At 58.3% G+C, this 23,978-nt stretch carries 26 protein-coding genes and 1 tRNA gene; 17 read left to right on the top strand and 10 right to left on the bottom strand.

Annotated elements, in window-relative coordinates:
• The first annotated feature begins 6 nt into the window (after positions 1-6).
• From rpsO to ACXYL9_RS10380, 4 genes are all read left to right on the top strand, one after another.
• Positions 7-276: a 30S ribosomal protein S15 gene (gene rpsO / locus ACXYL9_RS10395; RefSeq protein ID WP_459039423.1), complete on the top strand. Its 270-nt coding sequence runs from the start codon at positions 7-9 to the stop codon at positions 274-276.
• Positions 277-450: 174 nt separating this feature from the next.
• Positions 451-2,748, top strand: a complete 2,298-nt coding sequence (gene pnp, locus ACXYL9_RS10390) for a polyribonucleotide nucleotidyltransferase (protein WP_459039422.1) — start codon at positions 451-453, stop codon at positions 2,746-2,748.
• A 162-nt stretch (positions 2,749-2,910) separates the two neighbouring features.
• Positions 2,911-3,972, top strand: a complete 1,062-nt coding sequence (locus ACXYL9_RS10385; protein WP_459039421.1) for a methyltransferase domain-containing protein — start codon at positions 2,911-2,913, stop codon at positions 3,970-3,972.
• A 60-nt stretch (positions 3,973-4,032) separates the two neighbouring features.
• The gene (locus tag ACXYL9_RS10380) at positions 4,033-4,716 is read left to right on the top strand and encodes a polyamine aminopropyltransferase (protein ID WP_459039420.1); all 684 of its coding nucleotides are present in this window, start codon (positions 4,033-4,035) and stop codon (positions 4,714-4,716) included.
• A 16-nt stretch (positions 4,717-4,732) separates the two neighbouring features.
• Here the strand turns inward: ACXYL9_RS10380 and ACXYL9_RS10375 are convergent, their stop codons facing one another.
• The 4 genes from ACXYL9_RS10375 to ACXYL9_RS10360 form a co-directional block, all read right to left on the bottom strand.
• Positions 4,733-5,650, bottom strand: coding sequence for a DUF481 domain-containing protein (locus ACXYL9_RS10375; protein ID WP_459039419.1), 918 nt, complete (start codon positions 5,648-5,650; stop codon positions 4,733-4,735).
• Positions 5,651-5,687: 37 nt separating this feature from the next.
• Positions 5,688-6,212, bottom strand: a complete 525-nt coding sequence (locus ACXYL9_RS10370; RefSeq protein ID WP_459039418.1) for a DUF1993 domain-containing protein — start codon at positions 6,210-6,212, stop codon at positions 5,688-5,690.
• A gap of 72 nt (positions 6,213-6,284) precedes the next feature.
• Positions 6,285-6,584, bottom strand: a complete 300-nt coding sequence (locus ACXYL9_RS10365; protein ID WP_459039417.1) for a hypothetical protein — start codon at positions 6,582-6,584, stop codon at positions 6,285-6,287.
• Positions 6,585-6,707: 123 nt separating this feature from the next.
• Positions 6,708-7,400, bottom strand: coding sequence for a GcrA family cell cycle regulator (locus ACXYL9_RS10360; RefSeq protein ID WP_459039416.1), 693 nt, complete (start codon positions 7,398-7,400; stop codon positions 6,708-6,710).
• A 96-nt stretch (positions 7,401-7,496) separates the two neighbouring features.
• On the opposite strand from ACXYL9_RS10360, the gene ACXYL9_RS10355 reads away from it, so the two are divergent.
• A complete protein-coding gene (locus ACXYL9_RS10355; protein WP_459039415.1) occupies positions 7,497-8,378 on the top strand; it encodes an ABC transporter permease in 882 nt (293 codons plus the stop codon).
• Here ACXYL9_RS10355 and ACXYL9_RS10350 read toward each other — a convergent pair.
• Both ACXYL9_RS10350 and hspQ read right to left on the bottom strand, forming a co-directional pair.
• A complete protein-coding gene (locus tag ACXYL9_RS10350) occupies positions 8,368-8,985 on the bottom strand; it encodes a hypothetical protein (RefSeq protein WP_459039414.1) in 618 nt (205 codons plus the stop codon). The two genes, ACXYL9_RS10355 and ACXYL9_RS10350, sit on opposite strands and share 11 nt — an antisense overlap.
• Positions 8,986-9,048: 63 nt before the next feature.
• Positions 9,049-9,429, bottom strand: coding sequence for a heat shock protein HspQ (gene hspQ / locus ACXYL9_RS10345; RefSeq protein WP_459039413.1), 381 nt, complete (start codon positions 9,427-9,429; stop codon positions 9,049-9,051).
• Between the two features lie 145 nt (positions 9,430-9,574).
• On the opposite strand from hspQ, the gene ACXYL9_RS10340 reads away from it, so the two are divergent.
• The 8 genes from ACXYL9_RS10340 to ACXYL9_RS10305 all read left to right on the top strand — a co-directional run bounded on the left by ACXYL9_RS10340 (position 9,575) and on the right by ACXYL9_RS10305 (position 14,392).
• Positions 9,575-9,664, top strand: a tRNA-Ser gene (locus tag ACXYL9_RS10340).
• 109 nt (positions 9,665-9,773) lie between these two features.
• On the top strand, positions 9,774-10,994 hold the full coding sequence (locus ACXYL9_RS10335) for a tyrosine-type recombinase/integrase (protein ID WP_459039412.1): 1,221 nt from the start codon (positions 9,774-9,776) through the stop codon (positions 10,992-10,994).
• Positions 10,972-11,700, top strand: coding sequence for a hypothetical protein (locus tag ACXYL9_RS10330; protein WP_459039411.1), 729 nt, complete (start codon positions 10,972-10,974; stop codon positions 11,698-11,700). Before ACXYL9_RS10335 ends, ACXYL9_RS10330 begins: the two co-directional genes overlap by 23 nt.
• Positions 11,701-11,855: 155 nt before the next feature.
• Positions 11,856-12,080, top strand: coding sequence for a hypothetical protein (locus ACXYL9_RS10325; RefSeq protein WP_459039410.1), 225 nt, complete (start codon positions 11,856-11,858; stop codon positions 12,078-12,080).
• Positions 12,067-12,306, top strand: a complete 240-nt coding sequence (locus ACXYL9_RS10320; RefSeq protein ID WP_459039409.1) for a hypothetical protein — start codon at positions 12,067-12,069, stop codon at positions 12,304-12,306. The genes ACXYL9_RS10325 and ACXYL9_RS10320 overlap by 14 nt, the downstream gene beginning before the upstream one ends.
• Positions 12,303-12,623, top strand: a complete 321-nt coding sequence (locus ACXYL9_RS10315; RefSeq protein WP_459039408.1) for a hypothetical protein — start codon at positions 12,303-12,305, stop codon at positions 12,621-12,623. Before ACXYL9_RS10320 ends, ACXYL9_RS10315 begins: the two co-directional genes overlap by 4 nt.
• Positions 12,613-12,849, top strand: coding sequence for a transcriptional coactivator p15/PC4 family protein (locus ACXYL9_RS10310; RefSeq protein WP_459039407.1), 237 nt, complete (start codon positions 12,613-12,615; stop codon positions 12,847-12,849). Before ACXYL9_RS10315 ends, ACXYL9_RS10310 begins: the two co-directional genes overlap by 11 nt.
• A gap of 907 nt (positions 12,850-13,756) precedes the next feature.
• On the top strand, positions 13,757-14,392 hold the full coding sequence (locus ACXYL9_RS10305) for a hypothetical protein (protein WP_459039406.1): 636 nt from the start codon (positions 13,757-13,759) through the stop codon (positions 14,390-14,392).
• Positions 14,393-14,591: 199 nt separating this feature from the next.
• On the opposite strand, the gene ACXYL9_RS10300 is transcribed toward ACXYL9_RS10305, so the two are convergent.
• The 3 genes from ACXYL9_RS10300 to ACXYL9_RS10290 form a co-directional block, all read right to left on the bottom strand.
• On the bottom strand, positions 14,592-15,209 hold the full coding sequence (locus tag ACXYL9_RS10300) for an outer membrane protein (RefSeq protein ID WP_459039405.1): 618 nt from the start codon (positions 15,207-15,209) through the stop codon (positions 14,592-14,594).
• A gap of 382 nt (positions 15,210-15,591) precedes the next feature.
• Positions 15,592-16,251, bottom strand: coding sequence for a hypothetical protein (locus ACXYL9_RS10295; RefSeq protein ID WP_459039404.1), 660 nt, complete (start codon positions 16,249-16,251; stop codon positions 15,592-15,594).
• Between the two features lie 86 nt (positions 16,252-16,337).
• The gene (locus ACXYL9_RS10290; RefSeq protein WP_459039403.1) at positions 16,338-16,484 is read right to left on the bottom strand and encodes a hypothetical protein; all 147 of its coding nucleotides are present in this window, start codon (positions 16,482-16,484) and stop codon (positions 16,338-16,340) included.
• Between the two features lie 487 nt (positions 16,485-16,971).
• On the opposite strand from ACXYL9_RS10290, the gene ACXYL9_RS10285 reads away from it, so the two are divergent.
• Positions 16,972-17,358, top strand: a complete 387-nt coding sequence (locus ACXYL9_RS10285) for a thermonuclease family protein (protein ID WP_459039402.1) — start codon at positions 16,972-16,974, stop codon at positions 17,356-17,358.
• Between the two features lie 47 nt (positions 17,359-17,405).
• On the opposite strand, the gene ACXYL9_RS10280 is transcribed toward ACXYL9_RS10285, so the two are convergent.
• Entirely contained in the window at positions 17,406-18,509 is a 1,104-nt protein-coding gene (locus ACXYL9_RS10280; RefSeq protein ID WP_459039401.1) for a COG3904 family protein, read from the bottom strand.
• 330 nt (positions 18,510-18,839) lie between these two features.
• On the opposite strand from ACXYL9_RS10280, the gene ACXYL9_RS10275 reads away from it, so the two are divergent.
• The 3 genes from ACXYL9_RS10275 to ACXYL9_RS10265 all read left to right on the top strand — a co-directional run bounded on the left by ACXYL9_RS10275 (position 18,840) and on the right by ACXYL9_RS10265 (position 23,968).
• Positions 18,840-20,048 carry an NnrS family protein gene (locus ACXYL9_RS10275; RefSeq protein ID WP_459039400.1) on the top strand — a complete coding sequence of 403 codons (1,209 nt, stop codon included), beginning with the start codon at positions 18,840-18,842 and terminating at the stop codon, positions 20,046-20,048.
• A 41-nt stretch (positions 20,049-20,089) separates the two neighbouring features.
• Positions 20,090-21,091 carry a GTP 3',8-cyclase MoaA gene (moaA, locus tag ACXYL9_RS10270; protein ID WP_459039399.1) on the top strand — a complete coding sequence of 334 codons (1,002 nt, stop codon included), beginning with the start codon at positions 20,090-20,092 and terminating at the stop codon, positions 21,089-21,091.
• 114 nt (positions 21,092-21,205) lie between these two features.
• The gene (locus tag ACXYL9_RS10265) at positions 21,206-23,968 is read left to right on the top strand and encodes a nitrate/nitrite transporter (RefSeq protein WP_459039398.1); all 2,763 of its coding nucleotides are present in this window, start codon (positions 21,206-21,208) and stop codon (positions 23,966-23,968) included.
• The last annotated feature ends 10 nt before the right edge of the window (positions 23,969-23,978 follow it).

Below are 23,978 nucleotides of genomic sequence, written 5' to 3'. Positions count from 1 at the left end.
ATATCCATGTCGGTAGATGCCGAAACGAAGACTAAGATCATCCAGGAAAATGCCCGCGACAAGAATGACACGGGCAGCCCTGAAGTCCAGGTAGCAATCCTGACCCAACGGATCCGGAACCTGACCGACCACTTCAAGGACCACCACAAGGACAACCATTCGCGTCGTGGTCTTCTGCAGATGGTCAACAAGCGTCGTAGCCTGCTCGCCTATCTCAAGAAGAAAGATGTCGAACGCTACAACGAGCTGATCCAGAAGCTGGGTCTTCGCAAGTAAGAGTTTTTTCGAGGCGGCCCCGATGTGGGCCGCTTCGTTTATCAGGCCTCCACGCAATTCGGCGTGAGGGCTTTCAAAGGGGCAGAAAGAGCGCCCCGCACCGGACCGGGCCGGCTTTCCCGGAAACTGCAGGCCCCGCGATGCAATATGGCACGCGGGTCAGAAGGAAAATCAATGTTCGACAAGAAAACCGTATCGATTGAGTGGGGCGGCAAGACCCTCACCCTCGAAACCGGACAGATCGCCCGTCAGGCTGACGGCGCAGTTCTGGCCACCTATGGCGAAACCGTGGTGCTATGCGCCGTGACCGCTGCGAAGAGTGTACGCGAAGGGCAGGACTTCTTCCCGCTGACCGTCCACTATCAGGAAAAATTCTCCTCCGCCGGACGTATCCCGGGCGGCTTCTTCAAGCGCGAAGGCCGCGCGACGGAGAAGGAAACGCTGACCTCCCGCCTGATCGATCGCCCCGTGCGGCCGCTGTTCCCGGAAGGTTTCTACAACGAAATCAACGTTATCTGCCAGGTCCTCAGCTATGATGGCGAGACCGAGCCCGATATCGTCGCCATGATTGCGGCATCGGCTGCTCTGACCATTTCGGGCCTGCCCTTCATGGGCCCGATCGGCGCTGCGCGCGTCGGCTATCGCAATGGCGAATACGAACTTAACCCGAGCCTTACCTCCGCGCTCGACGACGAAGGCCAGCTCGACCTGGTCGTCGCCGCCACGCAGGACGCGGTGATGATGGTCGAATCCGAAGCCAAGGAACTGGACGAGGAAACGATGCTCGGCGCAGTCATGTTCGCGCATGAGGAAAGCCGCAAGGTCATCGGTGCGATCATCGACCTGGCCGAACAGGCTGCCAAGGATCCGTGGGAAGTCGACACCACCGACGATACCGCGGCAATCAAGGAAAAGCTGCGCGGTCTTATCGGCGACGATATTGCCGCTGCCTACAAGCTGACCGACAAGTCGGCCCGTTCGGACGCGTTGAACGCCGCCCGTGCCAAGGCCAAGGAAGCTTACGCCGACGCCGAAGGGCAGACGCAGATGGCGGCCAACAAGGCGGTCAAGAAGCTGGAAGCGGAAATCGTTCGCGGCGCCATCCTGAAGGACGGCCAGCGTATCGACGGACGCAAGCTTGACGAGGTTCGTCCGATCGAGGCGATGGTCGGCCTGCTGCCCCGCACGCATGGTTCTGCGCTGTTCACGCGCGGCGAAACGCAGGCAATCTGCACCGTCACGCTGGGTACCAAGGATGCCGAGCAGATGATCGACGGTCTGGAGGGTCTCTCGTACAACCACTTCATGCTGCACTATAACTTCCCGCCCTATTCGGTCGGCGAAGTGGGTCGCTTCGGCTTCACCAGCCGCCGCGAAACCGGCCACGGCAAGCTCGCCTGGCGCGCTCTGCACCCGGTGCTGCCTGCGCATGAAGATTTCCCGTACACAATCCGCATCCTGTCCGACATCACCGAGTCCAACGGCTCGTCCTCGATGGCGACCGTGTGCGGTGGCTGTTTGTCGATGATGGATGCCGGCGTTCCGATCGAACGTCCGGTTTCCGGCATCGCCATGGGCCTGATCCTCGAAGGCGACGAGTTCGCAGTCCTGTCGGACATCCTGGGTGACGAAGATCACCTTGGCGACATGGACTTCAAGGTGGCCGGTTCGGAAAAGGGTATCACCTCGCTCCAGATGGACATCAAGGTTGCCGGCATCACCAAGGAAATCATGCAGACGGCTCTGGAACAGGCCAAGGGCGGTCGCGCCCACATCCTGCAAAAGATGAACGATGCACTGGGCTCTGCCCGCGGTGAAGTCAGCAAGCATGCTCCGCGTATCGAAACGATGCAGATCGACAAGTCGAAGATCCGCGACATCATCGGTACCGGCGGCAAGGTGATCCGCGAAATCGTTGCCGAAACAGGCGCCAAGGTCGATATCGACGACGAGGGCGTGATCAAGATCAGCTCCTCCAACGCCGACGAAATCGCCGCAGCGCGCGCGTGGATCGAAGGCATCGTCGAGGAAGCCGAAGTGGGCAAGATCTACAACGGCAAGGTCGTCAACATCGTCGACTTCGGCGCGTTCGTGAACTTCATGGGTGGCAAGGACGGTCTCGTCCATGTCTCCGAAATGAAGAACGAGCGGGTCGAAAAGCCGACTGATGTCGTCTCCGAAGGCCAGGAAGTGAAGGTCAAGGTGCTCGAGATCGACCAGCGCGGCAAGGTTCGCCTGTCGATGCGTGTCGTTGACCAGGAAACCGGCGAAGAGCTGGAAGACACACGTCCCCCGCGTGAAAACAAGCCGCGCGGTGATCGTGGTCCGCGCGGTGGCGGCGGTGGCGGCGGCGATCGTCGCGGTGGTCGCGGTGGCCCGCGTCGCAGCGGCGGCGGTGATCGTGACGGCGGTCGCGACGGCGGTCGGGCTGAGGGCGGCGAAGCCCATGTTCCCGACTTCCTGAAGGACTAACCTTCAGCTGAACGAATAAAAAGGTCGCGAGGGGAGATCCTCGCGGCCTTTTTTATTGTTCTCGCCAAGTGGTAGAGTGCTGAAAGGTGGTGAGTCGGCTTTGGCAAGTGACCAGGCTGGTTGCACTCACAGGGTCGCTTGTCCCGGATGGGGAGAGCGAAGATGACTGAACAAATTGATATGGGGCGGGTTGAAGAGCTCGCTGGCAAGGTCATCGGCGATGTCGCCGGGGCATTGAGCCTGTTTATGGCCTATCTTGGTGACCAAGCTGGCGTTTTTGAAGCCATGGACGGCGCCGGGCGGCTCAGCGTTGCAGATCTGGCGACGCGTACCGGTATGAATGAGAAGTATCTCCACCAGTGGCTCGGATCGGTCAGCGCGGCGGGATACGTCACTTTTCACCCCGATGACGAGACGTTTTCGACCACCCCCGAACAGGCGCTGATTTTCACACGTGAAGGACAGCCGGCATGTATGCAGGGGTTTATTCAAGCGGTGGTGTCGCAATACGAGAGCCACGAAAAGGCTGTCGAGACGTTCAAGAGTGGCAAGGGGCGTCCCTGGAGCGACCAGACCGAGTGCTGCTTTTGCGGCACCGATCGCTTTTTCCGACCCGGTTACGCGGCCAACCTCACCAGCGAATGGATCCCGGCGCTCGACGGGGTCGAGGAAAAACTCCGATCCGGGGCAAAAATCGCCGATATCGGATGCGGTCATGGTTCTTCCGCGATCCTGATGGCGCAAGCCTATCCCAACTCGACGGTCCACGGCTTCGACTTCCACGAGCCTTCAATCGAGGAAGCACGTCGCAAGGCCAAGAAAGCAGGGGTAGAAAACGTCCGTTTCGAAGTCGCGACCGCGCAGGATTACGGCGGCGATGATTTCGATCTCGCCTGCATCTTCGATGCGCTGCACGATATGGGCGATCCAGTGGGCGCCGCTTCGCATATTCGCAAGACACTGAAAGACGATGGAACTTTTATGTTGGTCGAGCCGATGGCGGGTGATTCCATGGCCGAAAATATGCATCCGCTGGGGCAGATCTTCTACGCCTTTTCCACCACGGTCTGTACGCCGGCATCGTTGGCGCAGGAGGTCGGACTGGGGTTAGGCGCACAAGCTGGGCAGAAGCATCTGACCGAAGTGTTGGAACAAGCGGGCTTCGGCAAGGTTCGAAGGGCCTCGGAAACCCCGACCAACATGGTGCTGGAGGTGACAGGCTGACTTTCGCCGGGATATCATAGCCGCTATCGGAGCGCATCAAGCCCTTCCGGAGACCTGTCTATGCTTCCCCGCGAAACCATTGCTATTGCCCAGATCCCCAGGGGCGACACGCTGACCCTGGTCAGCCATGGGCGTGATTACATCATCATGCTCGGCCGCGACGAGCTGATGGGTACGCGCATGCAGTTCAGCGAGGAACAGCTGGCGCAACTGACGCTCGAACAGATCAACAAATCCAATCCACGGATTCTGATCGGTGGCTATGGCATGGGGTTTACCTTCCGTGCAGCGTTGGCCGACGCACCTGCGGGCGCGCAGATTGTCGTGGCCGAGGTCGTGCCCGAAATCCTCGATTGGGCGAAGGGCCCGCTAGCGCATCTGACCGGCGAGTGCCTCGAGGATCCACGCGGGGAAGTGATCCTGGCCGATGTCGCAGCGCTGATTGACGATGCAGTGGACGAAACAACGCCTCGCTATGACGCGATCCTGCTCGATGTCGACAATGGCCCCGACGGGATCGTGCGCGACGGCAACGAAAGGCTCTATACCCGCACCGGGATTGCCAGGATGCGCGATGCGCTCAATCCTGGCGGCGTCTTGGCGGTCTGGTCGGCAGCACCCGACCACAAGTTCACCGGTCGCCTCAAGGATGCCGGCTTCTCGGTCGAGGTAAGGACGGTACGCGCACGTCCGAACAACAAGGGGCCGCATCACACCATCTGGTTCGCTACCCGCCCGCGCTAGGCTGTGGCATCGCCGGTCAGAAACCGTAGACGAGGGTAAACCGGCTGGTTGTATCGGTGCCGACAGCGCCCGGCGGCGGGGCGGAATCATACTCGATGGAATAGGACAGCCGCGCATTGAGCGAAGAATTGATGGCAAGGTCCAGCCCGGTAGTCGCGGCAATGGTCGTGTTGTCCGCTTCGATAAAGGCGCTGGCATCGTGTGTCAGCGCAATCGATTCAGCGATCTTCCAGTCGAGATCGCCTGCCACCAGCGCTGACAGGCGGCTGCTGGTCGTCCCGTCCACCCGCTCGGTTCGACGCCACGCGGGGCCTCCCTTGAATTCAAGCTGCATCGAAGCTGTGTCCAGAACGCGGTAGCCGAGGCCGCTCGAAGCGGCGTAGCGCGCCGAATAGCCCTGGAACACGTCACGCTCATATTGCATCAGCGCATAGGCGTAGAGGTCCTGGCTCAGATCCACATTGGGCTCGTAGGAAGCGAGAAACTGCTCTCGCGTAGTGACCCCACTGGTGCGCTGGTAGTCGGCGAGAGCACGCAGCTTGTGCCTCCAGTTGATGCCCTTGCGAACGAGTTTCAGGCCAGCAGTAATGCCGGTGCTGGAGTTATTGCCGGTCGAGCGAAACGCGCCGATCTGTCCTTCGCCGCTCCAGTGGTCGAACAGGCTGGCCTCCCGGACCTCTTGCTCGCGTTCGCGAGCCTCGCGTGCGGCGAGAGCGGCTTGTGCGGCCTTGTAGCTGGTTTCGATTGCGTCGAGTTCGGCGGCATCGTCCGCGTGCACGGTCCGCGCAAGTTCTAGGACGGTCGCGACTTTCTCGGGGTCGCCGCTCTCAATGGCCGCGTCGATCATGGCGCGGGTGGAGGACGGCAATTGCGCCAAGGCAGGGGCCGCATGGAGGCTCGCCGCGAGAAGCAGCGCAGTAGTAGGCAATTTCATGGAGTATCCTGAATTGGTTTAAACGAGCGGGCGCCGTTCAGCCGCGCATTCGCGGGGCACCCATGAAGTCGCGCTTGCCCAGTGCCACGCCTTTCATCCGCAACAGGTCGTAGAAGGTGGTGGCGTGAAAATAGAAATTGGGCTGGTTAAAGCTAAGCAGGAAGTTCTGGGCGGTGAATTCCATCAGTCGCTTGCCGCCAAGGACGAAGCCGACCGTCGTATCGGCCAGGCTCTCAAGCTCATCCGCATCAACCCGGCCAAGCCGTTCCTGCGCCTCGGCAATCATTGCGCGCATGGCCGCAAAGTCCTGCGGAAGCGTGGTGAAATCGGGGGTGAACTCGCCTGTCGGGATCTGGTCAAGGGTATAGGCGGAATGGACCCAGACCGCCCGCACGTGCCAAGGCAGGTTCCACATCGTGTCGGCCAGACGCGCGTCGTACAGTTCGCTCGCATCCATTCCGGTTTCGGCAACATGAGCCTCGGCCTTGTCGATCAGGTGGACCATTCCGCCCAAGATCTGTTGGCAACTGGGGACGAAGGCTTGGTGGAGTGTCAGTGGCATGGCGGAGTCCTCGCGATTGTCATCGTTCGCAGCAGGCTTTGCCGTTCGAATGATGACGACGCAAGGGCAGGTCTAACGCCGATGCAGACGTGAACTTTCGTCGAGTGCATCGCTCATGCGCAGCCGCGAGGCGAAGCACCACCGCGCAAAGGCGAGAAAAAAGCCAGCGGCAATCAACATGGGCCAACCACTGAGCGGATCTTCAGGAAAGACATAGGCGATGCTGACCAATGCGCCGATGCCCAAGAGAAGGAACAACCAGCCCGCGCTGCGCAGATACATCGTGCCAATACGCCGGTCTGCACGTCTCACGCCTCGTTCGAACCGGGTGGCCTTGATCGAGTATTGCGACGGTGGTCTGCGAGCTGACATGCGTCTTAAGGTAGCGAGGCTTGTTCAAGAAGCAATGGAAGCCCACGAAAAAGGGGCCGCATCCCTCGTGAGATGCGGCCCCTTTGTCCAAGGTTTCTTGCCCGGAAGGTGATCCGGTTTGTACTAACGGACCCGCGGCCCACCAAACGGCAGAGGCGGTGGGGGCCGGCGCGCACCGCGCGGCAGCTGTGCTTGGTAGGCCCGGCCGCAATGCTCGACGCAATACGGAAAGCCGGGATTCACGTCGACACCGCAGAAATGGAAGTCCGGTTCGCCCGGATGCCCCATCGGCCAGCGACAGACCTTGTCGGACAGGTCGAGCAGGCTGGTCTTGTCGGCGATCTCGGGGCTGGGCTTGGCTGGAACCAGGCGGCGCGGGGGAGCCGGCGGGATCGGAGCCTGCTGGTCGCCGGGACCCTGCCGGAGGAAGCCACCAGGACCGACCGAAACGATCTTGGGCAGGCCGGTCTGGCCGGCGTTGGGCAGCGGCTGCGATGGACCCGCGTCGCGCGCGCCTGCCTCGGGTGCAGGACCCGCTGCTGCAGGTTTGGCGGCTTGCTTTGGTACAGGTTTGGCCACAGGCTTGGCGGCCGTTTTCTTGGCCGTTGGCTGAGCCGCAGGCTTGGGGGTAGGCTTGACCTTCTTCTTCTCGTTCGCCTTGACTGGCGACGGGCGCGACTTGAGCCCAAGCCGGTGCGCCTTGCCGATCACGGCATTGCGGCTGACACCGCCCAGTTCCTCGGCGATTTGGCTCGCCGTGGAGCCACCTTCCCACATTTTCTTGAGGGTGGCGGTGCGTTCTTCTGTCCAACTCATAATATGCTCGGAGTCCCGTAATCTCGTGTCCGGCAGCCATATAGGGATCAACGCCCCGACTTGCCAGCCTTGACGTGTGCGCCTACCCGCGCGGACATGAGCGAGCAAGTGCCCCTGTCCAAGCAAACCGTTCCCTCCCGGCCCAATCCCCAGCCGGCCGGCTTCCGTCCGCGCGGTGAGCCAATCTTCACCGGCATTAACTGGATCGGGCTGTGGAGCCTCTATCTAAAGGAAGTGCGCCGGTTCCTGAAGGTCCAGACGCAGACGATCTGGGCTCCTGCTGTAACTACCTTGCTGTTCCTGGTCATATTCTCGGTCGCGCTGGGTCGCTCGGGCCGGGAAGTCCTTGGCGTGCCCTTCGCCAGCTTCGTCGCGCCGGGTCTGATCGTCATGGGGATGATGCAGAACGCGTTTGCCAATTCTTCGTTCTCGTTGCTGTCAGGCAAGATCCAGGGGACCATCATCGACCTGCTCATGCCACCCCTGTCTGAAGGCGAGCTGATGACGGGCATTGTTGGCGCAGCGGTGACGCGTGCGCTCCTGGTGGGTCTGGCCGTGTCTTTGGCGATGGTGCTGTGGCCGGGCGTGCAGCTGGCTCCGGCCGCCCCCTGGGCGATTGTCTGGTTTGGCCTGATGGGCGCCATCATGCTCTCGCTGATGGGGTTGCTGACCTCGATCTGGTCTGAGAAATTCGATCACAACGCGGCCATCACCAATTTCGTGATCGCTCCGCTGAGCCTTTTGTCGGGGACATTCTACGTCATCAGCAATCTGGCCGATTTCTTCCAGGCGATCAGCCGTGCCAACCCGTTCTTCTACGTCATATCAGGGTTTCGATACGGTTTTCTGGGCCAAAGCGATATTGGCGAAGGAAGCGGGCCTGTGTTCCAGGCGGCGATCGGACTGGGTATCTTCAACTTGGTATTTGCAGTGCTGGTGTATCGAATCCTGAAGTCAGGCTGGAAGATCAAGGACTGACACTTCTCCTGCGATAAATTGCGACCAATTCGCCAATTGTCCGTTCGACCTTCAACACGTCTTCTACATCACCGATATTGAAGGTTTCAGTATGACGGTCGCCTTCGCTATCGGTGCCAACCCGCATGGCAATCTTCAGCATGCCGCACCCTTCGGAATCCTCAGATCGCTCGATATGACCGATTCTTCCTGCCGGCAGGCTTTCGGCCCTGAGCGAGCGCCCGAGTGCCAGGCGAATGACCCGTTGATCAGTAACCGCGAACATCGATTTGGGCGCTGTCCATAGCGGCCAGAACGGCGTGGCAAGCATCCCCAGTCCAACCGCGATGAACGGGGTGCCGAAAAGCGGAAATGCCCAGCTGGCCCATCCGATACTGCCTTCCTGCTCGGTCATGGTGAAAGCTGCGCCGCTCGCCATAGCCGTCCAGAACAGGGCGAATGCGGTCCACGGGATAGCGAATAGATAAATTCCGAAGGCATTGTGACGCACCCGCGCCATCGGGCGCCCACTCCACAAGACGCGCTCGCCGCGGCGCAATTCGCGCTGCAAGGCGAGGTCAAGGCCGTCCGGTCCCTGGCCAGGGACGGTGGAAAACGTAGCTGCCATGCGCGGCCTTATAAGCCGATCCTGTTAGCAAGCAGTTATTTCAGGAATTGCGGACCGAAAGTGCTAGTGCGTCAATGCGCGGCGCATGCGATAGCGCCCGCTCGCGAAGTCCTCGAACAATTCGGACACTTGCGGATGGTCGATCGGGCCAGCCTCGCCATCGGCCACCAGGTTCTGCTGGCTGACATAAGCGACGTAGGACGATTCCTCGTTCTCTGCGAACAGGTGATAATAGGGCTGGTTGCGCCGTGGGCGCAGTTCCTGCGGGATCGAATCATACCATTCTTCGCTGTTGGCGAAGACCGGATCGATATCGAAAATAACGCCGCGAAAATCAAACATGCGGTGGCGCACTACGTCGCCAATGGCGAAACGGGCATTGGCCTTGCGCGGGGCTTCGATCTGGCGGCCTGCCTGCGGCGAGAAGAAAAAGGCGCTGTCCATGCGGGCGAATATAGGGTTCGCAATCGGCCGCACAATGGGAGCTTCCGCCGGGTCCCCCGATTTCGCGCAATTCCCGCTTGGCAATTGCCGGGTCATCGGCTAGGCGGCGCGCCTTCGACCGGGCCGAATGGCCGATGCGTCTCGCGGAGAGGTGGCAGAGAGGTCGAATGCGCCGCACTCGAAATGCGGTATGCGGGCAACCGTATCGTGGGTTCGAATCCCACCCTCTCCGCCATTTACCCATTTTCAGCCGTTCCTCACAGAACCAGAGACCGCTAAATTTTGCTATTATAGCGAAGGTTAGCGGCCCCAGCCGTATCTTGCCGTTCCCCACCAACCGCGTTATGCCGTGGGAGAAAGTGTGGGAAAGAGCGATGGGCAAGCTTACAGCGGCAGCGATAAGGGCGGCGAAAGAGCCGGGGCGCTATGGCGACGGGGACGGTCTCTATCTTGTCGTTTCCAAGGGCGGCGGGCGGAGTTGGGTGGCGCGGGTCCAGAAAAATGGCCGCAGGCGCGATGTCGGACTTGGTAGTGCGAAGAAGGTTTCGCTCAAGCTTGCCCGTGAACGTGCTGCCCAAGTTCGAGAGCAGATCGAGATGGGAATCGACCCTGTGGCGGAGCGCGCCAAGGCGGCTGGCATCCCGACATTTCTGGAAGCGGCCAAGCAGGTGCATGCCGAGCACGCGCCCAGCTGGAAGAACGCCAAGCATGCGGCGCAATGGCTTTCGACCATCGAAACCTATGTTGGCCCAGCTTTTGGAAATCGCTCGGTCGCGGATGTAGATGCGGCGGCGGTGCGCGACTGTCTTGCAACCATCTGGCTAGAGAAGCCTGAAACGGCGCGGCGGCTGCGGCAGCGTATCCGAACGGTTATCGACTGGGCCGTGGCCAAGGGGTTCCGCGCAGGCCCGTTGGCAATGGCGGTTATTGACAAAGCGCTCCCGCGCCAGCGGGAGAGGGTGAAGCACCACAAGGCTCTCCCCTATGCCGAACTGCCAGCATTTATGGATGGATTACGCGCGCGTGAGAGCGTTGGTCGTTTGGCGCTGGAATTTGCCATTCTGACAGCTGCCCGTTCGGGCGAAGTGCGGTGGGCCGAATGGAGCGAATTCGACCTGAAAGCCAAGACTTGGACCGTGCCAGCTGAACGGATGAAGGCGAGGCGGGAACATGTCGTGCCGCTTTCCGACGCTGCGCTTGCGGTGCTTGAAAAGGCGACGCAGCATAAGCGCGGCGATTCCAATTTTGTCTTTCCTGGCCAAGCGCGGAAGCGGCCCCTGTCTGACATGACGTTGACCAAGATTTTGCGGGACATGGGTCGCAGCGAAACGGTGCATGGATTTCGCAGCACGTTCCGAGATTGGGTGGCCGAGCAAACTGATTGGCCTGCCGACCTGGCAGAGGCGGCGCTGGCGCACGTTGTCAGCGATAAGACCATTGCGGCCTATCAACGAGGATCGATGCTTGAGAAACGTTCTAAAATGATGTCCGTTTGGGGGAGAACTCTCAGCCGAAAGACCACTAATCATAATGGCACGAACTATGATAAATCCAGAATCAATTGAAAAACTTTCGGAGGCCCTTGAGCAGTTCAATGAATTGGATGACGGCCACCAATATTGGGGAGAACAAATCTTCTATGACCCTGAGGCAGAGAAAGGCATAAACGCAGCAAGGAGGGTCCTTGAGGTTGCGATTGAAGCCTTAGTCAATACGTTGCCGAAGCGCGTTTTTGACGTTGCTTATGGTGATTTGCCTACATCAGCCGTCGAAGGTTTGAGTGAGAGCGATGCAGCACGCCGTGCTCTCCTATCGTTTTTTGACAGACTCTGGATATTGAGGCCGTTGTTATTCGCTGGAGGTAACCGCGAAGACGTAGCATCGGTTATTTTCGAATTGGGGGAGCATATCAAAGGCGGAGAAGGAGTTTTGTTCGGCAAGTCTCCATTTGAGGGCTTTGGTAATCGGAAACCTGCAGCGATTGCATCGCTGCGATTGGACGCACTAGTGGCTTACAGCGTCGGCAGAGAAAACGGTCGGCCTGCGCATGAACTGCAAGGCCAAATTAGTGACGCTTTTGGTGCCAGTTTTGACACAATTCGAAAATGGGACAATTACTGCCAGAGAGTTTTTGAACCTAAAGCGTTCGCCGCGGCCAAACTCAAAATGAAAGGTGTGTGGGAGGCACGCCTAGAAACTGGCAAGTTTGACGAATACGTGCTGCGCCAAGGCAAGCACTATCAAGAATTTTGGCGCGACGCGCGAAAATGAATGGAATAACTTAGAGCGTTATTTTCCAGAAGAAATTTGGAGCGCCATTTCCATATCTCCAAGGCATATTGGACAGTATCCCTAGCGTCACCAAGGCATTCGCTGCGGTGCGCAGCCCACCCCGCGCTATTGGGGTGGGAGATAGGGAGTCACAAATGACTGCTTCTAGTGAAAGGGCGCAACCGCCCACAGCCTTCCTGACCATGGGAGAGTTCTGCAATCGATACAGGCTCGGCAAGACGAGCGCGTATCGCGAAGCGGCGGCTGGCCGTCTCAAGCTTCGCAAATTCGGTAGCGCGACCCGCATTGCCATCGAAGACGCAGAGGCTTGGGCCTCCAGCCTTCCGATTGTCGAAGGAGGTCAAGATGAAGCCGCTTGAAGGAAAAAGGCCGGGTGCTGCAACACCCGGCCTCGATGCAATCACTTTGCTCGCAATTGCAATCGCCACCTACCGCGCAAACCAAGTGCAAGGCAAGGCCAATGAGCAATTGCTGGCTGTTCCTCGCTCAGCACTGGAAGCGGGGATCGAGATTGCCATCGATTGGCTGGATCTGATCGACCGAGAGGGCATCAAACGGGCTCAAGCGCCGGAGAATGGCTCGTGAGTGCGTTCAACGGCATCCGGCAAGCCGATAAAGCCAAAACCGCCTATCGCGACTCAGAAGGCAATGTATGGCGCTACAGGGGAAAGCGGGCGCGTGTCCTCGACATGCTGGCCCGTTCGCCAGATGGGGTAACCCAATGGGACACCCTGCCTTGGCACACCCGGCTGGCAGCTTCGATCAAAGCGATGCGCGACGACGGGCTGAACATCTCAACTGAGATTGAAGGGCCATATCGCCACGCCCGCTATCGCTTGCATCACCCTGGTGGTTTGAAGAACTATCACACTTTATCCGAGGGAGGCGACGATGCCGGATAGGGGCTTTGTGGGAGAGCCTGTCTGGCAACTGCCAAAGCGCGGTGGACTAGTCCTCGCGGGCGAACGCAGCTTCAAGGGCGAGAGCTTCTTCGAACTGCGCTGGTGGGCCGACGGAGGCGCAATCCCAACCGGCAAGGGCGTGACCCTGCCAACGGATGAGGTTGCATCACTGGCGAAAGCCCTGGCCGACTATGCGGCCAGCCGAGGCGAAATGCCCGGTAGCTAAACGGCGCGGGGGCCGGTCCAGCCGGTCGGTCCCCCGCCTATCTTGAAACTTGGACACAGATTGCGCGCCTGCCGGTTCAGAAACGGCGGAAAACGGCGGTGCGCGTCGGATTGGCACGCCTCATGCAATTAAGGAGTTATGGGCCATCCTCTCCACCCGATGATTGTTTGCCGGTTCCACGCACGCGCGAGAGGGGCAGTTGGGGTGGCGCTCGCAACAGGGCAGACAGGGTGACTGAGGCGCTATCGCAGCACCAGGCCGAAGGAGTCTTGCAGGCAATGGCATTTGCCGAATTTATTGGCCTGCCACTCAATCGCCATTGGACGGTCGATTACGAGCTGGCGGGTATTCCTGACGCAAAAGGGGCTGCCTTCGTCGGCAAACTTCTTGAATTATGCAACAGATACGCGCGTGCGCGAGAGGGAAAGTTCGCAGCGGTATGGGTTAGAGAGGTTGGAGAGCGTAACGGAGCGCATGCTCATATCGCACTGCACTTGCCGACGAGCTGGCGGCTGGGCCACCTCACTCGCAGATGGATCAAAGCAGCTGGGGGCAAATACGAGGCGGGACACAGCCGCGTTCGGTCAATCGGCGGGAGCTTGCGGTGCGCTGACTCCAATCCTCCAAGGTATCGGGCCAATTTGGAAGCATTGGGCAATTATCTCGTAAAAGGCAGCGGGCCAGCCGTGAGCGAGGAGCTAGGGCTGGAGCGGCTTAAGCAAGGCGGCGTGATTGTCGGCAAGCGGTGCGGCTGGACGCAGAACCTGGGTGAGAAGGCTCGTGGGCAATTGTGTTGAACGGAGTGGGCCGAGCCTGAATTTCATCGACTTTGCAAATAGTTAAGTTGACCTTCGCTTTCAGCCCTGTGATGAAGCGGCAATGATATTGTGCGACTTGGGGGCGACACATGGACGGGCTAAATGAAAATAAGCGGGGGTGCATGCATTGGGCTCGCCTAGTATTCGGCGGGTTACTCGGTGTCCTTGTCCTGATTTTGATTTTGTACTTTGCAACCACCACACCTGAGGAACGTGCGAAGTACGAGGGTGAACCGACGGCCGATGGAGCAAACCCCAACGGAGAGGCGGAGGCTACTGGAGGTAAGGAGAGGCTTGAAGAGATAGCCTCGGAGAATGCTTCCTATAAAGCGGCAATTACAAATCTGATATTGCCGTGCGACCTCACGCAGATGGCTGTCGGGTCTGCTTTGGAAGACTTCGCCAACACGGACAAATACAAGCTTGCGAAGGATGCGCAATCGATGCGCAACGCGTGCAGACATGCTTGGCTTGAGATCGATAAGATTAAGCTTCCATCGAACAGCCCACGCAAAGAGGAAAAGCAGTTCGAGAAGATGGTCGAGGAATGCAAGTTGGCTCTGTACGGTCGGAAGGAATTGGCAGAGGAGTTGGTGCCAATAATTGATGGCGACCTAAGGCCCAGCACAATTGTCAAAGTTCAAGAAGAGTTGAGTTTCGTCACGTCACAGAATCAAAAATGTGCTGATGCCTTTGCCCCGTTGATGGATGAAGCAGGGATCTAGCGATTCATACCTAGGGGGGGCGGTTGGAACCCTAGGGGAGGAAGAGTGGAAACCGGTGGCGCTCTATTCCGCTATCGCTAATACAGTTTCTCGCCCGTGCGCGCGAGATGGCGTAGCTAGCCAAGCGACCGTGAATGCAGATTATATGTTGGAACTGGCGATGTCTGGGGCCAGATCGACCCCAGACATTTTGACCAATTCAGAACTTTCCGAGCAGGAAGACAGCGCCCTGATTTCTGGAAATCTTGAGGCCGGTGGCAAAGCCATCCAGCACCACTTCGCCGTAGTCTGAATAGCGATACTCAGCACGGATGGCGAAATTCTGGCCTACGGGAACTTCGATCCCAGCACCGGCGCGCCAGCCGTCGAGCGTTGTGCTGTCTGCGAAGGTCGTAGTGCCATCGAAGTAGCTGCCTTCCACCTTGGCATTCGAGTAACCTGCCTTGGTGTAGAGCCGGACGTTGCCAAGGTCGTAGCCAAGCCGTCCGCCGACATAGATGTCACGGCCTGCAGCTACCGTCACGCTATCGCCCAGGACGACGACGTCATCCTCGGTATAACGATGACTGGAATCGGCCCATTCGACCTCAGTACCGAGGAGTAGTCCGTTGGCGGTGACCAAATCCCATCCCAGAGTTGCACCATAAAGGAAGTCTTCTTCGCTATCGCTCTCGCCCCCAAATTCTCCGGTGACGCTATCGATACCGGCCAAGCCCCCGATGCTGAAGCCTCCGGACTGTGTACCATCCTGCGCCATCGCAGGGGTGGCGACAAAGCCTGCCGCGATTGCCGCTGTGAGTATGGATTTTTTGTTCAAGTTTCCCTCCTACTTGGTTCACCCTCAGAATTCAGGCAGCGCCGACCGTATGGCTAGCGGAATCGTCATGTATTGGATGAAATCGACATCAATATTAAGCTGATGCGGCGAGTGTTATTTCTACCACATTGCTTGGAGAGTACGAGGCGTGACTGGCCAAGCCCTTTGCTGGCTCGCAAACGCGAGGAGGCAAAATCAAGCTGAAATCAAAAGGAGAATTGCTCCAACGATTGCGCCGATCCAGAGCATCAAGAGGCCTAGGAATTCTAGATGAAGAAGCAGGTTCTTGCGCACCGTGGTTCCTTCTCAGCCCTGCTCAAATTCTGCAGGGGGTTCCAAAATCCTCCGGCTGGCCTGAACCAACCGGAGGACCCATGGATAACTATTCAGAGTCGCCTTCCGATTCTGCATCCACTTCAGGCGCAACGGTCATGGGCGGCTGGTTGGCCTGGACCTGCAGTGGTGCGGGTTTGCTGGCAGCAATAGCCAGTTGGACATCTTCGTCGACGAAAGCACCGACCTCACCACCCTTGGGAAGAACTGCGCTTGTGCCTGTCACGAAGAAGCCAGCGAGTGGAACGAGTGCGATGGATGCCACAACACCACCCGTTCCGGTCACACCCTTGTCGTCAAACGTCCCCGTAAGCCTGATTTGGCGGCCATTGACGCGGGCATATAGCGCACGAGCTTCGAGGTGGCCTGACTTGCCCCACATTCCCTTGTTCCGGACGCTCGTAATTTCGCCCTCTGCTGGCGAGCCAGCCGGGATGACAACAACGCCGTTCACTTCCACCGGAGACGCTACTTCCATTTTGACGCGCTGACCCACGCGGGCGCGCTTCTTCTTGGTGGTAACTTCCTCCAGGAACCGCAGAGTTATCGGCGTGCCTGCCCTCAGAACCGCGTTGGTAGTTGGCGCAGATGCAATCGGCGCGGGTGCTGCCACAGGAGGTGCAGTCTGCGCTAAGGCTTGGTCTTGTGCGTGCACACCGAGTGGCATTGCCATCGCCGCACTGGCGATGACGAATTTCGAAGTTCTCATGTAACCCCCCATTGGAATACCGCAAATAGCGCGGCTTTTCCTGCCGTATTCCAGAGTTTTACGATTTAATAGTAGGAAAACGACATTCAGCCGCCTGACCAACCTACGAGGAAATTTCCGGCGAGAATGATGAGATAGGGCACGCCGAAAAACTGGCCGATGTTCTCAATTCGTTCTATCCGATGGAGATGGTCTCTCATCGACTCGACACCATCGCAGCTTACGTTCGACATGGGCATAACGTCCGGGTCGATTGCCGCTCGTGCAAGCGGGTTACTATTATTCCAGCCGCGTGGCTGCGAGACCAATGTTTCGATCGCTCCATCCCGATGCGGGTGGAGGCAGTCGCAAAGCGAATGAGGTGCGCGAAGTGCGGGAAGTGTGAAGCCGAGATTGGCCCTTGTTAGGGAAATGGGGCCGGGAGGCGGTGGGAGAGTTTCGTGAGAGGTCCACAACCTCCCGGCGGGTCCCTGAGATGTTGGGACAGTCAGGAACCAGAGCGCGAAACGCTCGTCCTCACAATTCAGTTCCTCGCGGTCAGCAACTAATTGACCCCCCTTAGCAAAAATGTAGTTGAGGTTCGGGGACGGTGAGCGGATTGAACTGCTCAGAAGCAGCCGATAGTTGAGAAACTCGCCGCTTGTTGTTCTCACCTGACGGATCGAGAGTTGTTCGAACTAACTGGCCAGAAACGTTTCCCCAAGCGAGTGAGACCTAGAAATGATTGCCACAGCTTTAGCACTAGCGTTGTCGATGCAAGGAGCCAGCGTCCAGGCGGACTTCCCCATTTGCGGAGCAAGCAAGCGAGTGACCTGCGTTGTCGATGGTGACACATTCTGGATGGATAGAGTTAAGTATCGCGTGGCCGATATTGATGCCCCGGAAGTGAGCAGTCCGCGATGTGAAAGAGAGGCCACGATGGCAGAGGCAGCTACGTACCGGCTGGCGCAGCTCTTAAACGACGGGCCGTTCAGCCTCGCTCGGCAAGGGACCGACAGGTATGGGCGCACGTTGGCTACGGTATCGCGTTCAGGGCATTCGCTAGGCGCGCGGCTGGTGAGCGAGGGGCTTGCGCGTAAATGGGGTGATAGGAGAGGCTGGTGCTGATCCACATGCTTAAAGTCTGAGAAGTGGTTGCCGGTGAAACGAGAAGTTCAATAGTAAAAACTGGTTCCACATACCAAGACTGCCCCACCTTTGTCGTCCGGTAATAGAGCCATACCGAAGCGCGGAAAATCGTCTGGATCTATATGCTTCAGCTCTGCAACCTTTGATAGTGAGAACCCAACTCGGTTCAGTTTTTCGAGCGCGACAGTTGGTTTTTCTGATACGAATATTCGATATTCGACCCTGCTGCTTTCTTCGAAAAACCAATACTGAATTTCGTTGACGGATAGGCCCAGCCATTTTCCTTTGAGGGGAAGCGTGGCTAAAACCTCTCGTACATCATAGCCGTCGCTCGACTCTCTATTTCGAGAAAATGTCGGTATCAAAGGCTTTTCTAAACCCTTTATTTTTACTGGCCTCCCTTGAGAAGCGCTCCAATCGTCTTCATCGATTTTGACCAAGCTTCGAAATAAATTGTGGGTATCCGGCGACATTTCGCATTTTGCCGGGTTCTCAAATGAGAGAACCTGGTTGAGTGATACATGCTGCGCGGGGTCCTCCGTCGTGCCGTTACCATCAGAAACTGGATCAAGCGTCTCGTAATGGATCCCAGAGCCAGCACGATTGGTTGCATCCAACCAAAGGATAGTTGTGGGCGATGCACTCGTTGCGAAGCGCACAGCATTCTCAGGAAGGTTTAGCTGAGAGAGGTAGTGCCCGATCAGAGCGTTCCCTACTCCGGTCTCAATGAGCTGGCCGTTCGATTCATAATAGCTTGCGTGAAACCCAACCAATCCTTGGGTAGAGAGGTAACGAGTGGAGCCCGCCAGCCAGATAAGTGCGCATGACGAGGCGCACATGGCATCCGCAGTCACAGCTGTAGGGTATTCTCGAATTCGTATTGCCCGTCCGATTGCTAAAGCAGGTTCGAGTGCCCCACCAGGACTATTGAGAACGACAATCGCATCATCGTAGCGAAGCGACAATGCTCGGAATTTATTCTCGTCCCCAGCAACGATTTCGCCGATAACGACAATTGCGATTATCCCGTCGAACTCTCTGGCCTCAATTGCGGCAGCGGCTACTGAAGTCGAAGCAAGGCCGAAAAATATTCCCGCAAGGCTCGCGATAAAACGTCTGATGCAGAACATAGGACTTTCATGGGCTAACGCTGTTGATGATTAGTACCTTCTCTCATTACCGTTCGCGCTCGATCTGACAACACGTTCTGGTTTAGCATCACTAGCAGGTGGGATGTGGGATGAAGTGTGGGGTGGGCGGATATGGAAGGTTAAATTTCCTAACAAAACCAAGTATCTATCGCTTTCTTGTAGCAGACACCCTCTCCGCCATTTACTTGTCGTGTTTCAATCAATCGTTCGCGCAGCGTGACCGATTGATTTGGATCAACACGCAATTGCTCGCTCCACCTAATCTGCGAAATCAGGCCATCATACTGCGGTTGGCGGAGATTTTGGCTTATGGACAATACCGAGCGACTGGCGTTGCGTCACCAACGTACCGCCGCGTCGCCAGCCTTTCTCAGAGGAGGCTTTCGGCCATTTTTCCTGCTTGGCGCATGTTGGGCGATAGCTGCCTTGCTGATCTGGCTGTCATCGCTCGCTACCGGAACAGCGCAGCTAGGTCAGCTTGATGCGTTGTCCTGGCACCGGCACGAGATGTTGTTCGGCTTCGTCGGAGCAATAGTTGCCGGGTTCATTTTGACGGCCATACCCAACTGGACCGGCCGGCTGCCGGTTGCCGGAATGCCTCTGGCTGGACTGGTGGCGTGGTGGGCCTTGGGCCGGGCTATCCATTTTGCGCCGCTAGAAGCGCATTGGAGCGTCTTCGCGATTGTCGACGCATCCTTCTATTTCGGGCTTGCGGGCATCGCTGCTCGCGAAGTCGTCAAGGCAGGCAATCGCAACCTGCCGGTTGTGATCCTGATTGCGGTTCTGGGCGTCGCAGATTTTCTGGACCTTGCCGGAGCAGCCGGAGCCATCGATCGGGCTTTCGGTAGCCGGCTAGGGATCGGGTTGGTGGTGATGATGATATCGCTGATAGGCGGTCGGATCGTCCCGTCCTTTACGCGAAACTGGCTGCAGAAGGTCGGCGCCATGCAACCCTTTCCGGGCCAGCCCACTCAATTCGACAGGCTCGTGCTGATCGTCACTGCTGTTGCCATGCTGTCATGGGTCTTCGCCTTGTCGAGCGAATGGGTCGGTGGGGCACTGATCGTGGCTGCGTTGTTCCAGCTTATCCGTTTAGTGCGCTGGCAAGGTTGGCGGTGCTTTTCCGATCGGCTCGTCCTGATACTCCATCTCGGTTATCTCTGGCTTCCGTTCGGTCTGGCCATGCTCGCCGCCACGGAGCTGGGCGCGCCGATCTCCCCCACGACGGGCCTGCACGCGCTGACCGCCGGCGCGATGGGGACCATGATCCTCGCAGTCATGACAAGAGCAACACTCGGACACACCGGGCGTGCGTTGGAAGCGGGTATCGGAACGCACCTGATCTACGCCGCGATCCTGACTGCTGCAGGTCTTCGTGTCGCCGCGGGGCTTGGACTTGCGGACACGATGTCGATGCTATGGCTGTCTGGCGGCTTCTGGATTGCCGCGTTCGGACTGTTCGTGGGCCTTTACGGTCCCGTGCTGGTCCTGCCCCGCCAAGACGGAAAGGGCGTGTGACATGGCACGCGTGACTTTCGCGAGAGAACAGCGGGGGCAAAATGATTCCCGAAAATGACGATCCGCTGATCGACAGCTTTGGCCGAAAGATAGATTACGTTCGAATTTCGGTTACCGATCGCTGCGACCTGCGGTGCCGCTATTGTATGGCCGAGGATATGACGTTCCTCCCTCGGCGCGATCTCATGACCATTGAGGAGATTGTCGCTCTTGGCGATATTCTCATTGCACGCGGTGTCAGGCGCATCCGGCTAACCGGTGGTGAACCGCTGGTCCGCAAGGGGATCGACACATTGATCGGCTGGCTGGGGGAGAGGCTGGACCGTGGTCTCGACGAACTCACGCTGACAACCAATGGGACGCAGCTTGATAAACATGCCTCGATGCTGGCGGCGGCAGGGGTGCAGCGTATCAATGTCAGTCTCGACACGCTTGATCCGCAACTGTTCCGCCATCTGACCCGCCGAGGCGATCTGAGCGATGTCTTGCGCGGGCTCGGTGCCGCGCGGTCTTCCGGCCTGGCGGTCAAGATAAACATGGTGGCGCTGGCAGGCCGCAATGAAAAAGAGATCCCGGATATGCTGCGCTGGTGTGCAGGCATGGGTTTCGATCTTTCGCTGATCGAAACCATGCCGCTGGGCGAGGTGGAAGAGGACCGGACAGCCAATTATCTCCCGCTCGACATGGTGCGGGAAAATCTTGCCAAGGAATTTCGGCTGGTTCCTTCCTTTCATCGCACCTCCGGACCTGCTCGGTATCTGGACCTGCCCGACCTAGGCATCAAGCTTGGACTGATCACGCCATTGTCGGAGAATTTCTGTGCTGGTTGCAACCGCATCCGCATCGCTGCGACTGGCACCGTTTACGGGTGCCTTGGCCGCGATCAGAAAGTCGAATTACGCGAAGCGCTGCGCGAGGGCGGGCCGGAAACCGTAAACCACCTCCTCGATACGCTGATCACCGGCAAACCCCGCGCGCATGATTTCCGGATTGGAGAGGCCGAACCGGCGGTACAACGGCACATGAGCGTGACGGGTGGATGATGATCAGGAAATTAATCGCTGGAAATGATTGAGATCAATCCATCGTCCGAAGCGATCTGCGATGCAAGGCTCGTAGGATGACTACCTGTCAGACATTTTGGGGGCGATGGATTGATGGTCACACAATCGGCGACTAAGGTACCGATCACTGGATCACGGCAAGTGCTTTGGACCAGCACCTTCGCCTTCACGATCTGTTTTGCGGTTTGGACGATATTCTCGATCCTGGGCGTGCAGATCAAGGAGGATCTGAACCTTTCCGAAGCGCAATTTGGCTTGCTGGTCGGCACGCCCATCCTGACCGGTTCGCTCAGCCGCATATTCCTTGGTATCTGGGCCGACCGGTATGGTGGGCGCCGGGTTTTTGCACTGACCATGCTGGCAAGTGCGACGGCAACCTTCATGCTGTCCTATGCCACCACCTACGAAATGATGCTGGTTGCCGCACTTGGCATTGGGCTTGCCGGGGGCAGTTTTGCCGTCGGTATCGCTTATGTCTCCAAGTTCTTCCCCAAGGAAAAGCAGGGAACTGCGCTGGGGATTTTCGGTGCAGGCAATGTTGGCGCGGCAGTGACCAAGCTGTTTGCGCCGATCGTCCTCGTGGCCGCAGGATGGACTGCCGTTGCGCAGGTCTGGGCCGTTGCGCTCGTTCTGACGGCGGTGTTTTTCTGGTTTACCACCAAAGACGATCCCGACCTGATTGCGCGGCGTGCCAGCGGAGAGCAGCGCTCGATGCGAGAACAGCTCGAGCCGCTGAAGAATGAGCAAGTTTGGCGGTTTGCGTTGTATTATTTCTTCGTGTTCGGCGCGTTCGTGGCGCTGGCACTGTGGCTTCCGCATTATCTGATCGACGTATACGAGCTCGACCTTGCAACTGCGGGGATGCTGGCGGCGGCCTATTCGATCCCTGCGAGCCTGTTCCGCGCCTATGGCGGCCATCTGTCGGACCGCTACGGCGCGCGCAGGGTGATGTATGCGACCTTCACGGTATCGCTCGTTTGCCTGTTCATGCTGTCCTATCCCAAGACGGACTACATCATTTACGGCATCGAAGGGCCAATCCGCTTCTCGACCGAAATGGGATTGGCACCTTTCGTGGTGACGATCTTTGTTCTCGGCTTCTTCATGTCGCTAGGCAAAGCAGCGGTCTACAAGCACATCCCTGCCTATTATCCCGACAACGTCGGCTCTGTCGGCGGGATGGTCGGCATGATCGGCGGATTGGGCGGCTTTATCTTGCCGATTACATTCGGGGCGATCAACGATCTCACCGGCATCTGGACAAGTTGCTTCGCATTGCTGTTCGGCCTGGTCGCGATCGCGCTCGGCTGGATGCATTTCTCGATTATCAGCATGGAGCGAGGGGTGGCTGGGGAAGAGCTCGCCAACCTCCCGGAATTCCCCGAATTCCTGGGAATGCCGGTGCCTGCCACCGCGCGCGAACCGCGCCGCGTAGTGCTCGATCGATGGGAGCCTGAAGACGACCAGTTCTGGGCCCGCGAGGGCGAGAAGACGGCCCGGCGCAATCTGTGGATTTCAGTGCCTTGCCTGCTGCTCGCATTCTCGGTCTGGATGGTGTGGTCCGTTGTGGTCGCGAAACTGCCGTTGATCGGGTTTGATTACACCACCGATCAATTGTTCTGGCTCGCCGCCTTGCCTGGTCTTTCGGGCGCAACCTTGCGGATATTCTACAGCTTCATGGTGCCAATATTCGGCGGCCGGCTGTGGACTACCATGTCCACGCTGTCCTTGATGATACCTGCTTTCGGGATTGGCTATGCAGTGCAAACGCCCGAAACGCCTTATTTCATCTTCCTGGTGCTGGCATTGCTCTGTGGGTTCGGCGGCGGAAATTTTGCCTCTTCAATGGCAAATATCAGCTTCTTCTATCCCAAGCGGCAGAAGGGCAATGCGCTGGCGCTCAATGCAGGGTTGGGGAATGCTGGCGTCTCGGTCATGCAATTCCTGGTGCCGATCGTCATTACAGCGGGCGTGTTCGGCGCATTGGGCGGCGAACCGCAAGCCATGGCCGACGGTGGCCAGCTGTGGGTGCAGAATGCCGGATTTGTGTGGGTGCCCTTCATCCTGATCAGTGCGGCTCTCGCCTGGTTCGGAATGAACGACATCGCTTCTGCAAAAGCGAGCTTCACAGAACAGGCGGTGATATTCCAGCGCAAGCATAACTGGATCATGTGCGTCCTTTACACCGGTACCTTCGGTTCTTTCATCGGCTACTCGGCGGGCTTCCCGCTGCTGAGCAAGATTGCCTTCCCCGAAGTGGATAGCCTGAAATACGTGTTCCTTGGGCCACTGGTGGGTGCAGCATCACGTGCTGCAACGGGGTGGATCTCGGACAAGTGGGGTGGTGCCCGGGTCACCTTCTGGACCTTTATTGCCATGATCGGCGCGGTCGTGGGCGTGCTCTACTTCCTCGGAGCCAAGGACCAGCCAGGTGCGTTCTGGGGCTTCTTCGCGATGTTCATGCTGCTGTTCTTCGCAACCGGCGTTGGCAATGCCTCCACCTTCCAGATGATCCCGGTCATTATGCGCAAGGAAATGAGCCGGTTGATGCCGGGAGAAAGCCCTGAAGTGCAATTGCGCAATGCCGAGAAGGAATCGGCGGCGATCATCGGCTTTACTTCTGCCATCGCCGCTTTCGGTGCCTTCTTCATTCCAAAGGCATACGGATCCTCGATCTCCGCGACTGGTGCACCGGACGCGGCGCTGTGGGGCTTCATGGTTTTCTATGGGCTGTGCGCCGCGATCACCTGGCGAATATACAACCGCAAGGGCGGCATGCTGCACGCTATCGAGCGCGGCCGCGAAACTCCAACTCAGCCACCGCCATCCAACCCGTCATCCGTCCAACCCGCCTGAACTGAAGAGA

This window comes from Qipengyuania sp. CAU 1752, from assembly GCF_054482615.1.
The sequence above is the reverse complement of the archived record's forward strand: the minus strand, read 5'-3'. Positions and strand labels throughout refer to the sequence as shown.

What these genes read in the sequence shown, in the direction of transcription:
- ACXYL9_RS10330 (WP_459039411.1), top strand. Translation starts at nt 10,972, where the DNA reads ATGATAAATCCAGAATCAATTGAAAAACTTTCGGAGGCCCTTGAGCAG.
- ACXYL9_RS10295 (WP_459039404.1), bottom strand. Translation starts at nt 16,251, where the DNA reads ATGAGAACTTCGAAATTCGTCATCGCCAGTGCGGCGATGGCAATGCCA.
- rpsO (WP_459039423.1), top strand. Translation starts at nt 7, where the DNA reads ATGTCGGTAGATGCCGAAACGAAGACTAAGATCATCCAGGAAAATGCC.
- ACXYL9_RS10290 (WP_459039403.1), bottom strand. Translation starts at nt 16,484, where the DNA reads ATGTCGAACGTAAGCTGCGATGGTGTCGAGTCGATGAGAGACCATCTC.
- ACXYL9_RS10325 (WP_459039410.1), top strand. Translation starts at nt 11,856, where the DNA reads ATGACTGCTTCTAGTGAAAGGGCGCAACCGCCCACAGCCTTCCTGACC.
- ACXYL9_RS10385 (WP_459039421.1), top strand. Translation starts at nt 2,911, where the DNA reads ATGACTGAACAAATTGATATGGGGCGGGTTGAAGAGCTCGCTGGCAAG.
- ACXYL9_RS10285 (WP_459039402.1), top strand. Translation starts at nt 16,972, where the DNA reads ATGATTGCCACAGCTTTAGCACTAGCGTTGTCGATGCAAGGAGCCAGC.
- ACXYL9_RS10375 (WP_459039419.1), bottom strand. Translation starts at nt 5,650, where the DNA reads ATGAAATTGCCTACTACTGCGCTGCTTCTCGCGGCGAGCCTCCATGCG.
- ACXYL9_RS10350 (WP_459039414.1), bottom strand. Translation starts at nt 8,985, where the DNA reads ATGGCAGCTACGTTTTCCACCGTCCCTGGCCAGGGACCGGACGGCCTT.
- ACXYL9_RS10365 (WP_459039417.1), bottom strand. Translation starts at nt 6,584, where the DNA reads ATGTCAGCTCGCAGACCACCGTCGCAATACTCGATCAAGGCCACCCGG.
- ACXYL9_RS10310 (WP_459039407.1), top strand. Translation starts at nt 12,613, where the DNA reads ATGCCGGATAGGGGCTTTGTGGGAGAGCCTGTCTGGCAACTGCCAAAG.
- moaA (WP_459039399.1), top strand. Translation starts at nt 20,090, where the DNA reads ATGATTCCCGAAAATGACGATCCGCTGATCGACAGCTTTGGCCGAAAG.
- ACXYL9_RS10370 (WP_459039418.1), bottom strand. Translation starts at nt 6,212, where the DNA reads ATGCCACTGACACTCCACCAAGCCTTCGTCCCCAGTTGCCAACAGATC.
- ACXYL9_RS10265 (WP_459039398.1), top strand. Translation starts at nt 21,206, where the DNA reads ATGGTCACACAATCGGCGACTAAGGTACCGATCACTGGATCACGGCAA.
- ACXYL9_RS10335 (WP_459039412.1), top strand. Translation starts at nt 9,774, where the DNA reads ATGCCGTGGGAGAAAGTGTGGGAAAGAGCGATGGGCAAGCTTACAGCG.
- ACXYL9_RS10305 (WP_459039406.1), top strand. Translation starts at nt 13,757, where the DNA reads ATGGACGGGCTAAATGAAAATAAGCGGGGGTGCATGCATTGGGCTCGC.
- hspQ (WP_459039413.1), bottom strand. Translation starts at nt 9,429, where the DNA reads ATGGACAGCGCCTTTTTCTTCTCGCCGCAGGCAGGCCGCCAGATCGAA.
- ACXYL9_RS10380 (WP_459039420.1), top strand. Translation starts at nt 4,033, where the DNA reads ATGCTTCCCCGCGAAACCATTGCTATTGCCCAGATCCCCAGGGGCGAC.
- ACXYL9_RS10275 (WP_459039400.1), top strand. Translation starts at nt 18,840, where the DNA reads ATGGACAATACCGAGCGACTGGCGTTGCGTCACCAACGTACCGCCGCG.
- ACXYL9_RS10355 (WP_459039415.1), top strand. Translation starts at nt 7,497, where the DNA reads ATGAGCGAGCAAGTGCCCCTGTCCAAGCAAACCGTTCCCTCCCGGCCC.
- ACXYL9_RS10360 (WP_459039416.1), bottom strand. Translation starts at nt 7,400, where the DNA reads ATGAGTTGGACAGAAGAACGCACCGCCACCCTCAAGAAAATGTGGGAA.
- pnp (WP_459039422.1), top strand. Translation starts at nt 451, where the DNA reads ATGTTCGACAAGAAAACCGTATCGATTGAGTGGGGCGGCAAGACCCTC.
- ACXYL9_RS10280 (WP_459039401.1), bottom strand. Translation starts at nt 18,509, where the DNA reads ATGTTCTGCATCAGACGTTTTATCGCGAGCCTTGCGGGAATATTTTTC.
- ACXYL9_RS10320 (WP_459039409.1), top strand. Translation starts at nt 12,067, where the DNA reads ATGAAGCCGCTTGAAGGAAAAAGGCCGGGTGCTGCAACACCCGGCCTC.